The following is a 12,840-nucleotide window of genomic DNA, read 5'->3' on the forward strand; positions in this document are numbered from 1 at the left end:
GTGGACCCTCCAGCAAGCCGCCTGCGCCCGCCGCACGGTGGTGGGGAGCGCGCAGCATGACTGAACTGCGCAACGCCGAAGCGGACTCCTCGCGCTTTCGCGCGCGCATCTTCACCGTCGCCTTCGTGGTGCTGCTGGCCTTCGGCCTGCTGGTCTCACGCCTGGTGTACCTGCAGGTGGTGCGCCACGACGATCTGGCCGCACAGGCCGAGAGCAACCGCACGGCCGTGGTGCCCATCGTGCCCAACCGCGGGCAGATCATGGACCGCAACGGCGTGGTGCTGGCCACCAACTATGCGGCCTACACGCTGGAGATCACGCCGTCGCGCGTGGGTAGCCTGGAGGAGACCATCGAGGCCTTGTCCAAGGTGGTGGACATCCAGCAGCGCGACCGGCGGCGCTTCAAGCGCCTGCTGGAAGAGTCGCGCAACTTCGAATCCCTGCCCATCCGCACGCGCCTGACCGACCAGGAGGTGGCGCGCTTTTCCGCGCAGCGCTACCGCTTCCCGGGCGTGGACATCAAGGCCCGGCTGTTTCGCAACTACCCGCTGGGCGACGTGGGTGCCCATGCCATCGGCTATATCGGCCGCATCAACCAGACGGAGAAGGCGCGCATCCAGGATTCGGAAGACGAGGCCAACTACCGCGGTACCGAGTACATCGGCAAGCTCGGCGTGGAGCAGAGCTTCGAGGGCATGCTGCACGGCCTGACCGGCGTGGAGCGCATGGAGACCTCGGCCGGCGGGCATGCCGTGCGCCGCCTGGCCAGCCACCCGGCCACGCCGGGCAACACGGTGATGCTGTCGCTGGACATCAAGCTGCAAAAGCTGATCGAGGACATGTTCGGCGACCGGCGCGGCGCGCTGGTAGCGATCGACCCGCGCAACGGCGAAGTGCTGGCGCTGGTGAGCAAGCCCACGTTCGACCCCAACCTGTTCGTGGAAGGCATCGACAGCGAAAGCTGGCAGACGCTCAACGAGTCCATCGACAAGCCGCTGCTCAACCGCGCCCTGCGCGGCACCTACCCGCCGGGCTCGACCTACAAGCCCTTCATGGCGCTGGCGGCACTGCAGCTGGGCAAGCGCTCGCCGAGCATGGTGGTCAACGACCCGGGCTTCTACACCTTTGGCGGTCACACCTTCCGCAGCCACGAGGGCGGGCTGGGCGGGGTGGACATGCACCGCGCCATCCAGTTCTCGAGCAACACCTATTTCTACTCGCTGGCCGTGGAGATGGGGGTCGACGCTATCCACGATTTCATGAAACCGCTGGGCCTGGGGCAGAGCACGGGGATCGACCTCAACGGCGAGGTGCGCGGCGTGCTGCCCAGCACCACCTGGAAGCGCAATGCCTACAAGCGCCCCGAGATGAAACGCTGGCACCCCGGCGAGACGGTGTCCCTGGGCATTGGCCAGGGCTACAACAGCTTCACCATGCTCCAGCTGGCGCAGGCCGAGGCCACGCTGGCCAATGGCGGCATGCGCTACGCGCCCCACCTCATCAAGGCCGTGCGCGACACGGTGACCGGCACGGTGACACCGGTGGTGCAAGCCCCGGGCGAGAACCTCGGCTACCTGCCCAAGAACGTGGAAATCGTGCGCAACGCGCTGGTGGCGGTGAACAAGGGCGGCACGGGCACGCGCATCTTTGCCGGCGCACCCTACACGTCGGCCGGCAAGACGGGTACCGCGCAGGCCATGAGCCTGGGCCAGAACGTGCGCTACAACGCCAAGCTGCTCGAAGAGCACCAGCGCGACCACTCGCTGTTCGCGGCCTTCGCGCCGGCCGATGAGCCCAGGATCGCGCTCGCCGTCATCGTGGAGAACGCCGGCTTTGGCGCCGCCGCGGCCGGCCCCATCGCGCGGCGCGTGTTCGACTACTGGCTGCAGGGCGAGTACCCGAACGAGGAGGACCTGGCGGCCGTGCGCAAGGGCCTGGCTGCGGCACCCATCGGCAAGCCGCGCCTGGCGGCCGATGTGCCCGTCAGCCCGGCGGCACCTTGAGCCTCGTCAGGCCTTGGCGCCCCGTACCGGCGGCGCCAGCTGGCTGAAGACCAGCGCAGCGACGATCAAGGTCGCGCCGCCCAATCCCGCCCAGCCGAGCCGCTCGCCCAGCAAGGCCCAGGCCGTGAGGGCGGCGAACACCGGCTCCAGCCCGAAGACGATGGCGCTGCGCATGGCGTCCACCCGCTGCTGGCCCCAGGCCTGCAGGGTGACCACCACCACGCTGGCCAGCAGGCCCAGGTAGACCAGGGCCACCCAGGCATCGGTGGGCAGGCGGTCGGCGGCCTGGGGCAGCCAGTCCATGCCGCCGCCACGCGCGAGCAACAACAGTGTGGAGGCCAGCGCCATCACCAGGGCCTGTGCCGCTGCCATGCGCGTGGCCCTCAGGGGGTGGGCCGCGGTGCGGCGCGCGCATTCTTCCAGCGCCAGGATGTACAGGGCATAGAACACGGTGCTGGCCAGCGTCAGCGTATCGCCCAGGTTCCAGGGTTCGTTCTCGTGGAACATCAGTGCCATGCCCGCGCAGGCCATGGCGCCGGCCGCCCACAGGCGCCAGCCGTAGCGCCGGCCCATCAGCGCCATGGCAATCAGCGGCACCACCAGCACGTTCAGGCCGGTCACGAAGGCGTTGCGGTTGCTGCTGGTGCGCGCAAGCCCTTCGATCTGCAGCCAGAACGCCAGGAACAGCAGCAGGCCCAAGGCGCAGCCCCAGCGGCGCTCGGGGCGCAGCATGCCGCGCCATAGCGGCGCGAGCACCGCCAGGGCAATCGCGAAGCGCAGCCAGATGATCTGCAGCGCATCGAGCTGGGCAGAGAGCAGCTTCATGGCGGGGAAAGTGGTGCCCCACACCACGGTCACCACCAGCAGGGCCAGGAGGCCAAAACGTTCAGTGCGCATGTGCGCCGCTCCAAAAGAAAAGGCTGGCCGGTCTCCCGGCCAGCCCGATCAGGCTGAAAAAGGGTAAGCCGCGGATCAGTTGAACAGGTAGCGGGCCTGCAGGTTCAGGCGCAGCATGTCGCCCTTCTGGCCGTCGAAGGTGGTGCGGCGGCCGCCGATCAGCTCGCTGCCCAGTTCCACGTTCTTGATCGGCAGGTAGTACATGCCGGCGTGCCACTGGTAGAGCTTGTGGTTGCCTTCGCCGCCATAGGCGTTCACATAGTCGTCGCCCAGGCGGTGGCGCGAGCGCACGGCGCCCAGCGACACGGTGCCGCGCATCTTTTCGCTGAACACATTGCTCAGGCCGATCACGACGCCGTGCGAGCGGTCCAGGCGCACGGTGCCGCCGTCGAGCACGGGGTAGTTCGTGCCCACCAGGTAGGCGCCATCGCCATCGCCATCAAGGCGCGTGTACTGGGCCATCAGCGTGGTGGTGCCGGTGATCTTGTAGCCAGCGCCGATACCGAAGCCCAGACCGCGCTTGCTGAAGCCGTCGATGCGCTGCTCGTGCGAGAGCAGGCGCGCGTTCACGTTGCCCCAGTCGAAGGCCTTGTCCACGCGGGCCACGAAGTTCAGGCCCTTGGCGCCATCGGTGGGCTCTTCGAGCGCGAACTGGAACTTGGCCAGATCGGGGTTGTTGTAGGTGTAGCGGATCTGCGCGGGGCGCCGGAAGGTGGCGCCGGGCGGACCATTGAAGTCCACGGTCTCGGGCAGGTTGTCCGTGTCCATGAAGGTCGACCAGGTCTGGCCGATCAGCCAGCCGGCGTATTCGCCATAGGCATGGCGCAGGCGCAGGCGGTTGCGGTTGCACTCGCTGCCGCAGTAGGCGTAGAAGTCGGCTTCGATCTTGGTGTTGAAGGTGCCGATGGCCGTGGGCGTGGAAGTCTCGAAGCCGAAGCGCGAGGTCTGTGCCGTCAGGCTGCTCTTGCCGCCGCGCGTGTCGCCCAGGGGCTGCTCCATCAGGTTGGTGAAGGTGTCGCCGGGGGCCGTGCCCTTGAAGTCCTTGACCAGGTTGGCCTCGGCAAAGCCGTAGACGCGGATCGAGGTCTCGCTGCCGGGCAGGCGGAAGCTGCCCGGGATGTCGCCCAGCACCACGGCATCCTTCTGCTTGAGCTCGACCGCCTCGATGCGGTCGTTCCAGGCCGATGCCGATGCGGCGGGCGCAGCAGGCGCCTGGGCCTGCTGGGCCTTGAGCGCGTTGAGCTCGGCGCGCAGGGCCTTGAGCTCGTTGCGCATCTCTTCGAAGTCCTTGGCGGTCTGGGCAAAGGCTGCGGGTGGCAGGCTGCACAGGCCGGCGGCCATCAGGGCGAGGAACGTGTGGTTCAGTTTCATGGTCACTCCGGTAGGGGCTTGTGGTTGTTTCGCTGGGGGTGCCTGGATCTCAGGCGCCCATGCGGCCGATGAAGGCGCGGATGCGGTCGTTGGCAGGGTTGTTGAAGAATTCGGCGGGCGCTGCGTCGTGGGCGATGCGCCCCTGGTCGAAGAACATCACGCGGTCGGACACTTCGCGGGCAAAGCCCATCTCGTGGGTCACCACGATCATGGTCATGCCGCCACGGGCCAGTTCGCGCATCACGTCGAGCACTTCCTGCACCATCTCGGGGTCCAGGGCCGAGGTCGGTTCGTCGAACAGCATCACCTTGGGCTGCATGGCCAGCGCGCGCGCGATGGCCACGCGTTGCTGCTGGCCGCCCGAGAGCTGCCAGGGGTATTTGTGCGCATGGTCCTGCATGCCCACGCGGCGCAGCAGGGCCATGGCCTGCTCGTTGGCCTTGGCGCGCGGCGTGTGGCGGATGCGCCGGGGTGCCAGCGTCACGTTGTCCAGCACGCTCATGTGGCCGAACAGGTTGAACTGCTGGAACACCATGCCGACTTCGCTGCGCTGCTTTTGCAGCGTGTGCTGGTCGTCGGTCACCGGCTCGCCGCCGATGGTGATGGTGCCGCTGTCGTGCGGCTCCAGCCGGTTGATGGCGCGCAGCAGCGTGCTCTTGCCCGAGCCCGAGGCACCGATGATCACGGTGACCTCGCCCGTGTTGAACACGGTGGAGACTTCGCGCAGCACCTGGTGGCTGCCGAAGGACTTGCAGACGCGGTTCACCACGATGAAAGGCGTGGGACGGCTGATTGGTTGCGCCCTTCCACGTCGAAGCGGTACTCCACGGCGTTCGAGATCTGGGTGACCAGCGTGGTCAGCAACAGATAGGTGATGGCCACCGTGGACAGCGTGGCGATCGGCTGGAAGGTGGCCGACTGGATGCGGTTGCCCACGTTGGTGAGTTCCACCACGCCGATGGCATAGGCCAGCGACGAGTCCTTGAGCAGGGCCACGAAGTTGCTGACCAGCGGCGGCAGCGAGATCTTGAACGCCTGCGGGAACACCACGTCGGCGAACACATGCATGCGGCCCAGGCCCAGGGCCCGGGCGGCTTCGGTCTGGCCGCGCGGCACGGCCAGCAGGCCGGCGCGGATGGCCTCGGCGTTGTAGGCGCCGACGTTCAGGCCCAGGGCCAGCACGGCAGCCGCGAAGTCAGGCAGGTTCAGCCCAGGCACCAGCACCGGCAGTGCGAAGTAGACGAACAGGATCTGCACCAACAGCGGCGTGCCGCGGATGACCCAGATGTAGAAGCTGGCCACCCAGCGCACCGCCATGAAGCGCGAGGTGCGGGCCAGTGCGGCACCGGTGCCCAGCACCAGTCCCACACTGCCGCTCACCAGGGTGAGCCACAGCGTGGTGCGCGCGCCGTCAGAGAAGGCCTGGGCGTTGGGCCCGATAGGCTCGGGCAGGAAAGAGAGCAATGTGCCCAGCAGCGCCAGCGCCAGGACCATCAGGATGACGGCCGAGACGAGCGTGGCGTTGCTGCGCTGCTGGCGAGACCAGCGCTCGGGCCAAAGGGCAGTGAGCATGAAGAAACCCGGTCAGACGCTCAGTTCGTGCAGCGAACGTCTTCGTTGAAGTACTTCTTGGACAGTGCGGCATAGCTGCCGTCGGCCATCACCTCGGCCAGCGCCTTGTTCCAGCCACCGGCCAGCGAGCTGTTGCCCTTGGCCACGGCGGCGGCGATGCGCTCGATGAACAGCATGTCGCCGAGCTTGAAGCCGGCGCCGGGGTTCTTCTCGGAGACGGCCTTGGCCACGAAGCGGTCGGTCACCCAGGCATCCACGCGGCGCGAGTTCAGGGCGCTGCGGGCATCCACGTCGGTGGGGAAGTTCTTCATTTCCTTGATGGACGAGACCTTCTGCACGTTCTCGAGATAGCTGGTGCCGGTCTGCACGGCCACCACCTTGCCGGCCAGGTCCTTGGCGCTCTTGATGGCCGGGTCCATGGCGATGATCATGCCGCCCGAGCAGTAGTGGGGCTCGGTGAAGGTCACGGCCTTGGCGCGCTCTTCGGTGATGCCGTGGGAGGCGATCACCAGATCCCAGCGGTCCTGGCGCAGTCCGGTCAGCAGGGCGTCGAAGCCCAGGGTCTTCCACTGGATGGTGACCCCCATCTTCTTGGCCACGAGTTCGGCCGTCTCCACTTCGAAACCGGTCAGCGTGGTGCCGTTGAAGAAGTTGAAGGGTGCGAACTGTCCTTCGGTCGCGATGAGGATCTTGCCGTCTTTCTTCACCTCGTCCAGGGTCCGGGCCTGGGCGGAGAAGGCGGCGCAGAGCGCGAGGGCGGTGGCTACAGCCTTGAACAATTGCATGGGATGGGTCCTGTCCGGGGTATTTCAGGTACAAAAAATCCGGCATGCGGGTAGGCAGGCCGGAGGCTCGGTAAATGCGTCCGCAGCCATCGCGGATTGCGATGTCTGGCGTCACGAAATAGTCACCAATTATAAGGAGGGGTCTTTTTCTGCCGCCACAGGGGGCGCCCTACAAAAGCCGGTTGTAGGCCAATTCACAACAGGTTTTAGAGAAGGCTCCCGAACTTTCCCAAGTGCTGGTAATTGCGCGGGCGCCCTTTGCAGCGCGCGCTCAGCGCAAAAATGCGTCGTAGCCGGTCTTCAGGATCAATGCGCCCACGACCACGATGAAGATGCCGCGCACGAAACCCGTGCCGTGCTTGAGCGCCATGTGCGTGCCGATCAGGCTGCCCACCACGTTGGCCACGGCCAGCGTCACGGCGAAATGCCACCAGACATGGCCCTTGGCGGCAAACAGGGCGATGGCCGCGACGTTGGTGGCGGTGTTCAGCAGCTTGGCCGAGGCCGAGGCATTGAGGAAGTCGTAGCCCAGCCAGCGCACGAACAGGAACACGAAGAAGCTGCCCGTGCCTGGGCCGAAGAAGCCGTCATAGAAGCCGATGGCCAGGCCGATCAGGCTCGCCGCAGCGATTTCCGCGCGCCCGGCGAAGCGCGGCGCGTGGTGCCGTCCCATGTCTTTTTTGGCCAGGGTGTAGGCCAGCACGCCCAGCAGCACCAGCGGCAGCAGGCGGCGCAGGAAGTCGGGCGATGCCACGGTCACGGCCCAGGCCCCGGCGAACGAGCCGGCAAAGCCGGCCGCCGCGGCCGGCAGCAGGGCTTCCCAGCGCATCTGCACGCGGCGGCTGTACTGCCAGGTGGCCATGGCCGTGCCCCAGACGCCGGCCGCCTTGTTGGTGCCCAGCAGCGTGGCGGGCGGTGCCACGGGAAATGCCGCGAACAGGGCCGGCACCATCACCAGGCCGCCGCCTCCGACGATGGCATCCACAAAGCCGGCCAGCAGCGAGGCAAAGGTAATGAAAATCCATTCCATCCCATGATTGTCGCACCCCGATAGCTACGCTTTTGCTAGCGAACCGCTGGAGCCGCAGCCATAAAAAAGGCGCTGGGATCGCCAGCGCCTGAAAGGGGGTGCACCTCATTGGGTGCTTGTTCGGTTGTGCTTGTAGGGATGTCTCCTCGGCCCCTCGTCCAGCACACCGGGGCGCGCTTTCGAGTGACGGTACTGTAACGGCGGCACCCGCTTGGTGCATTGGGGGTTTCCCGCCCCCATTTGGGGGAGGAGTTCGGGCGGCGACACGCCCGGAGCGCCCCAAATCGGGCGTTTTGCTTGGCATGCCTTGTGCGTTGTGCCATGTAACAAATTGCGAAAAGGGAGCTTCCACATGCGGGCAGTCATCCATGGGTTCGTCACGGTCGTGGCCTTGTGTCTCGGGCTCTGCACCGCAACGGTCTGGGCGCAGGCGCAGGCTCCCGAAGCCGCCGCATCGGCCGCCACAGCCACTCCGACACCCGCACCCTTGACGCGCCCCGGCCTGGTGGCCAAGGAGACCATCAATGCCGCCGACACCGCCTGGATGATGACCTCCACGGCCCTGGTGCTGCTGATGACACTGCCGGGCATCGCCCTGTTCTACGCGGGCATGGTGCGCCGCAAGAACGTACTCAACACCATGGCCAGCGTGGTCGCCATTGCCGCGCTGGTGAGCCTGCTGTGGTTTGCCATCGGCTACTCGTGGGCGTTCACGCCGGGCAGCGCCTGGCTGGGCGGTACCGAGCGCATGGCATTTGCCGGGTTCGACTTCCAGCTGGCCGCGGGCAAGCTGTCGGTGAGCCACGTGGCGCCGGCCATCCCCGAATCGGTCTACGCCATGTTCCAGCTGACCTTTGCCATCATCACGGCGGCGCTGCTGGTGGGGGCCGTCGTCGAGCGCATGCGCTTTTCCGCGATGCTGCTGTTCATCAGCCTGTGGACGGTGTTCATCTACGCGCCCGTGGCGCACTGGGTCTGGGAGCCGGGCGGCTGGCTGGCGCAGATGGGGGCGCTCGACTTTGCCGGGGGCTCCGTGGTGCATGTGAATGCCGGCGTGGCGGGCCTGGTGTGCGCCTGGTTCCTCGGACGGCGCAGCGGCTATGGCCGCGAACCCTTCGAGCCCTACAGCCTGGCGCTGACCATGGTGGGCGCGGGCATGCTCTGGGTGGGCTGGTTCGGCTTCAATGCGGGCTCGGCCGTGGCGGCCGATGGCCGGGCCGGCCTGGCCATGGCCGTCACCCACGTGGCAGCAGCAGCAGGGGCGCTGTCCTGGATGCTGGGCGAAGCGGTCATGCGCGGGCGCCCCTCCTTGCTGGGCCTGTGCTCGGGCCTGGTGGCCGGGCTGGTGGCCATTACGCCCGCCGCCGGCTTTGTCACCCTGCGTTCGGCCGTGGTCATCGGGCTGGTGGCGGGCTTGGCCTGCTACTGGGGCGCGACGGGGCTCAAGCGCCTGCTGCGAGCCGACGATTCGCTGGACGTGTTTGGCGTGCATGGCATCGGCGGCATCGTGGGTTCGCTGCTCACAGGTGTGCTGGCCAGCCGCACGGTCGGTGGTGTCGCAGGCAGCCTCTGGACCCAGGCCATCGGCGTGGGGGCCGTGATGGCGTTCAGCCTGGTGGGCACCGCACTGCTGCTGTGGATCACCAACCTCGTGCTCGGCCTGCGCGTGGACGAGCAAAGCGAGCAAGTGGGCCTGGATATTGCACAGCACCGGGAACGCCTGGGTCAGTAGGCCTCCCAATGTTCTGAGGAGTTCACCATCATGCAGGACAGCGACAAACTCGCCATCGCAGCGCACCTGCACGTGCTGCTGCGCCGCAAGACCGGCCGCGTGACCGACACCGAGTGGATGGCGGTCAACGCCGAGTACGCGCTGGAGATCGTGCGCTTCGCACGCCAGCATGCGCTGGAGGACGGGGTGCCCGAGCTGGCCGAATGGGCCGACCGGCTCGACCGTGCCGTGCATGAACCGGCGCCCGCGCCGCAGCGCCGCCCCTTGCTGGAGACCGCCAGCCAGGCGGTGCGCCAGCGCCTGGTGCCTGCTCCGGTGGTCGAGGTGCCCCGCTACGTCGGCGGTATCCGTTGATGCCGAGCGGCCGTCACGCTTTCTGAGCCGCCAGGATCCACTCGGCCGCCTTCTCGGCCAGCATCAGCGTGGGCGAGTTGGTGTTGCCGCTGGTGATGGTGGGCATGGCGCCGGCATCCACCACGCGCAGACCGGCAATGCCGCGCACGCGCAGCTGCGAATCGAGCACGGCCATCGGGTCGTCGGCCCGGCCCATGCGCGTCGTGCCCACGGGGTGGAAGATGGTAGTGGCGATGTCGCCGGCCAGGCGCGCCAGGTCTTCGTCGCTTTCAAACTGCACGCCGGGCTTCCACTCTTCGGGCTGGTAGCCCGCCAGCGCCGGCTGGGCGACGATGCGGCGCGTGACGCGCAGGCTGTCGGCGGCCACCTGCCGGTCTTCGGGGGTGCTCAGGTAGTTGGGCGCAATGGCCGGCGCGGCCTTGAAGTCCGCGCTCTTGATCTGCACCGTGCCCCGGCTCGTGGGGTTGAGGTTGCAGACGCTGGCCGTGAAGGCCGGGAAGCTGTGCAGGGGCTCGCCGAAGGCATCGAGCGACAGGGGCTGCACGTGGTACTCGATGTTGGGCCAGGGCTGGCCGGGATCGCTGCGCGTGAAGGCGCCGAGCTGGGACGGCGCCATGCTCATCGGGCCGCTGCGTTTCATCGCGTACTCCATGCCGATCTTGGCCTTGCCCCAGAGCGAACTGGCCATGGTGTTGAGCGTGGGCACGCCGTTGACCTTGAACACCGCGCGGATCTGCAGGTGGTCCTGCAGGTTGGCGCCCACGCCCGGCAGGTCCTGCACCACGCCGATGCCGTGCTGTCGGAGCAGGTCGGCCGGGCCGATGCCCGACAGCTGCAGCAGCTGGGGCGAGTTGATGGCCCCGGCACTCAGGATCACTTCGCCGGTGGCGTGGGCCGTGACCATCTCGTGCCCATCCCACACCTTCACACCGGTGCAGCGGCGCGTGCCATCGGGCTGGGTCTCGATGAGGAGTTCTGTGGCATGCGCGTTGGTCCACATCTCGAAGTTGGGCCGGCCGTAGCAGGTGGGCCGCAGGAAGGCCTTGGCCGTGTTCCAGCGCCAGCCGCTCTTCTGGTTGACCTCGAAGTAGCCCACGCCCTCGTTGCTGCCACCGTTGAAGTCCTCGGTGGCCGGGATGCCGGCCTGCTGCGCGGCCTTGGAAAAGGCGTCCAGCACATCCCAGCGCAGGCGCTGCTTTTCCACGCGCCACTCGCCCGTGCTGCCGGTGGACTTGTTGCCGTGCAGGCGCTTGAAGTTCTCGTTCACCTCGCCGGGCTGGTCCAGGCGCCAGTGGTCCTCATGGCGGCGAAAGTAGGGCAGGGCGTTGTCCCAGCGCCAGCTGGCATCCCCGGTGAGCTCGGCCCACTGGTCGTAGTCGCGCGCCTGGCCGCGCATGTAGATCATGCCGTTGATGCTGCTGCAGCCGCCCAGCGTCTTGCCGCGCGGGTAACGCAGGGTACGGCCGTTCAGGCCGGCATCGGGCTCGGTGTTGTAGAGCCAGTCGGTGCGCGGGTTGCCAATGCAATACAGATAGCCCACGGGAATGTGTATCCAGTGGTAATCATCCTTGCGGCCCGCTTCGATGAGCAGCACGCGCTTGCGGCCGTCGGCGCTCAGGCGGTTGCACAGCAGGGCACCCGCCGTGCCGCCGCCGATGATGATGTGGTCAAACGTGGTGTCGCTCATGGGAAGTACGGTGTGGCAAAGCAGGGTGGCGCAGGTTGATCGGAAGGGTCGGCGCCATTGTGCGGACCGCGCTGGTGGTGTCGAGGGGGTAAACGCGGCTTGCTAGCAAGTTTGTAGCTTGCATGGCTTGCAGGATTTGCGACTGCAAGCAATTTGATAATAATTGCAAGCATTCGGGCCCGTGTCGTGCTTGCACGCAAGGGCTTGTCCTACCTGGGGGCCATCGGCTCCGCTACCATGCTTCCCCTACTCCCTTACCGGTGGCTTGCGCCGCCCGTTTCATGACCGACCCTTCCCCGCGCATTGCCCGCACCGACACCCCCGAAGGCCCGGGGGTGCTGCTGCATGGCCGCTGGGGTGCTGCAGAGCTGGGTACCCGCAGGCAGTGGAAGTCCCTGTCGGCCCAGTTCCAGGCGCAGCACAGCGGCGCCGGGCTGGGCTGGGACCTGCGCCAACTGCAGTGGCTGGACCACGTGGGCGCACAGTTGCTGTGGAACCACTGGGGCCGTGCCTGGCCCGAGCGCCTGGCGCTCACCGACATCCAGCGCGACATCCTGGAGCGCGTGGCCGAGTTCACCGTGGCCGAGCCGCCGCCGCCCGAGCCCTGGAGCCTGGCCAAGGAGGTGGATCACCTGGGCCTGCTGGTGCTGCATGGCGTGGACCATGCACGCCACATGCTGCAGATGGTGGGGCAACTGGTGCTCGACCTGCTGCGCCTGGCGCGTGCCCCCCAGCGCGGCCCCTGGCGCGACGTGTCGGGCCACCTGTACCGCATGGGCGCCACGGCGCTGCCCATCACGGCGTTGGTCGGCTTCCTGATCGGTGTGGTGCTGGCCTACCTGATGTCGCTGCAGTTGCGCCAGTTCGGTGCCGAGTCGTTCATCGTCAACATCCTGGGTATCTCCCTCATCCGCGAACTCGGGCCCATGCTGGCCGCCATCCTGGTGGCGGGCCGTTCGGGCTCGTCCATCACCGCGCAGATCGGCGTGATGCGCGTGACCGAAGAGCTCGATGCCATGCGCGTCATGGGAATCCCGCACGGCTTTCGGCTGGTGATGCCGCGCACGCTTGCGCTGGCGCTGGCCATGCCGCTGATCAGCGTGTGGACGACGCTGGCTGCGCTGGCCGGCGGCATGCTCGCGGCCGACGTGGCCATGGACATCTCGCCTGCGTATTTCGTGCAGGCCCTGCCCTCTGCCGTGAAGGTGGGCAACCTCACCCTGGCCATGACCAAGTCGGTGGTGTTCGGTGCCTGCATCGCGCTCATCGGCTGCCACTGGGGCCTGCGCGTCAAGCCCAACACCCAGAGCCTGGGCGAGGGCACCACGGCCTCGGTGGTCACCTCGATCACCATGGTCATCATCGTGGATGCGCTGTTTGCCATCGCTTTCAAGAGCATCGGGATCTGA

Annotated in this window: 11 protein-coding genes; 4 read left to right on the forward strand and 7 right to left on the reverse strand. The window is 67.4% G+C overall.

All coding sequences use genetic code 11. The features are described from left to right. The first annotated feature begins 56 nt into the window (after nt 1–56). A complete protein-coding gene (gene mrdA, locus AC0IZS_RS10430) occupies nt 57–2,003 on the forward strand; it encodes a penicillin-binding protein 2 (RefSeq protein ID WP_471635573.1) in 1,947 nt (648 codons plus the stop codon). 6 nt (nt 2,004–2,009) lie between these two features. Here the strand turns inward: mrdA and AC0IZS_RS10435 are convergent, their stop codons facing one another. The 6 genes from AC0IZS_RS10435 to AC0IZS_RS10460 all read right to left on the reverse strand — a co-directional run bounded on the left by AC0IZS_RS10435 (nt 2,010) and on the right by AC0IZS_RS10460 (nt 7,658). Beyond that, nucleotides 2,010–2,900: a DMT family transporter gene (locus AC0IZS_RS10435; RefSeq protein ID WP_471635574.1), complete on the reverse strand. Its 891-nt coding sequence runs from the start codon at nt 2,898–2,900 to the stop codon at nt 2,010–2,012. 75 nt (nt 2,901–2,975) lie between these two features. Continuing rightward, complete coding sequence (locus tag AC0IZS_RS10440) at nt 2,976–4,271, reverse strand: DcaP family trimeric outer membrane transporter (RefSeq protein ID WP_471635575.1); 1,296 nt, start codon at nt 4,269–4,271, stop codon at nt 2,976–2,978. 49 nt (nt 4,272–4,320) lie between these two features. Further along, a complete protein-coding gene (locus AC0IZS_RS10445; protein ID WP_471639499.1) occupies nt 4,321–5,064 on the reverse strand; it encodes an amino acid ABC transporter ATP-binding protein in 744 nt (247 codons plus the stop codon). After that, nucleotides 5,034–5,843 (reverse strand): amino acid ABC transporter permease, encoded by an 810-nt coding sequence (locus tag AC0IZS_RS10450; protein WP_471635576.1) that lies wholly within the window; start codon nt 5,841–5,843, stop codon nt 5,034–5,036. Before AC0IZS_RS10450 ends, AC0IZS_RS10445 begins: the two co-directional genes overlap by 31 nt. A gap of 20 nt (nt 5,844–5,863) precedes the next feature. Next, the gene (locus AC0IZS_RS10455; protein WP_471635577.1) at nt 5,864–6,628 is read right to left on the reverse strand and encodes an ABC transporter substrate-binding protein; all 765 of its coding nucleotides are present in this window, start codon (nt 6,626–6,628) and stop codon (nt 5,864–5,866) included. A 271-nt stretch (nt 6,629–6,899) separates the two neighbouring features. After that, on the reverse strand, nt 6,900–7,658 hold the full coding sequence (locus AC0IZS_RS10460) for a sulfite exporter TauE/SafE family protein (RefSeq protein ID WP_471635578.1): 759 nt from the start codon (nt 7,656–7,658) through the stop codon (nt 6,900–6,902). A 352-nt stretch (nt 7,659–8,010) separates the two neighbouring features. Here AC0IZS_RS10460 and AC0IZS_RS10465 point away from each other — a divergent pair, with 352 nt between their 5' ends. Both AC0IZS_RS10465 and AC0IZS_RS10470 read left to right on the forward strand, forming a co-directional pair. Next, nucleotides 8,011–9,390, forward strand: a complete 1,380-nt coding sequence (locus AC0IZS_RS10465; protein WP_471635579.1) for an ammonium transporter — start codon at nt 8,011–8,013, stop codon at nt 9,388–9,390. 30 nt (nt 9,391–9,420) lie between these two features. Further along, nucleotides 9,421–9,744, forward strand: a complete 324-nt coding sequence (locus tag AC0IZS_RS10470) for a hypothetical protein (protein ID WP_471635580.1) — start codon at nt 9,421–9,423, stop codon at nt 9,742–9,744. Between the two features lie 13 nt (nt 9,745–9,757). On the opposite strand, the gene AC0IZS_RS10475 is transcribed toward AC0IZS_RS10470, so the two are convergent. Then, complete coding sequence (locus AC0IZS_RS10475) at nt 9,758–11,431, reverse strand: GMC family oxidoreductase (RefSeq protein WP_471635581.1); 1,674 nt, start codon at nt 11,429–11,431, stop codon at nt 9,758–9,760. 281 nt (nt 11,432–11,712) lie between these two features. Here AC0IZS_RS10475 and AC0IZS_RS10480 point away from each other — a divergent pair, with 281 nt between their 5' ends. Further along, nucleotides 11,713–12,840: an MlaE family ABC transporter permease gene (locus AC0IZS_RS10480; protein ID WP_471635582.1), complete on the forward strand. Its 1,128-nt coding sequence runs from the start codon at nt 11,713–11,715 to the stop codon at nt 12,838–12,840.

This window comes from Acidovorax sp. AC410 (assembly GCF_979253235.1).

Coding starts and splice junctions, on each gene's coding strand:
- mrdA (WP_471635573.1), top strand. CDS start 57: ATGACTGAACTGCGCAACGCCGAAGCGGACTCCTCGCGCTTTCGCGCG.
- AC0IZS_RS10450 (WP_471635576.1), bottom strand. CDS start 5,843: ATGCTCACTGCCCTTTGGCCCGAGCGCTGGTCTCGCCAGCAGCGCAGC.
- AC0IZS_RS10460 (WP_471635578.1), bottom strand. CDS start 7,658: ATGGAATGGATTTTCATTACCTTTGCCTCGCTGCTGGCCGGCTTTGTG.
- AC0IZS_RS10475 (WP_471635581.1), bottom strand. CDS start 11,431: ATGAGCGACACCACGTTTGACCACATCATCATCGGCGGCGGCACGGCG.
- AC0IZS_RS10480 (WP_471635582.1), top strand. CDS start 11,713: ATGACCGACCCTTCCCCGCGCATTGCCCGCACCGACACCCCCGAAGGC.
- AC0IZS_RS10435 (WP_471635574.1), bottom strand. CDS start 2,900: ATGCGCACTGAACGTTTTGGCCTCCTGGCCCTGCTGGTGGTGACCGTG.
- AC0IZS_RS10455 (WP_471635577.1), bottom strand. CDS start 6,628: ATGCAATTGTTCAAGGCTGTAGCCACCGCCCTCGCGCTCTGCGCCGCC.
- AC0IZS_RS10440 (WP_471635575.1), bottom strand. CDS start 4,271: ATGAAACTGAACCACACGTTCCTCGCCCTGATGGCCGCCGGCCTGTGC.
- AC0IZS_RS10465 (WP_471635579.1), top strand. CDS start 8,011: ATGCGGGCAGTCATCCATGGGTTCGTCACGGTCGTGGCCTTGTGTCTC.
- AC0IZS_RS10470 (WP_471635580.1), top strand. CDS start 9,421: ATGCAGGACAGCGACAAACTCGCCATCGCAGCGCACCTGCACGTGCTG.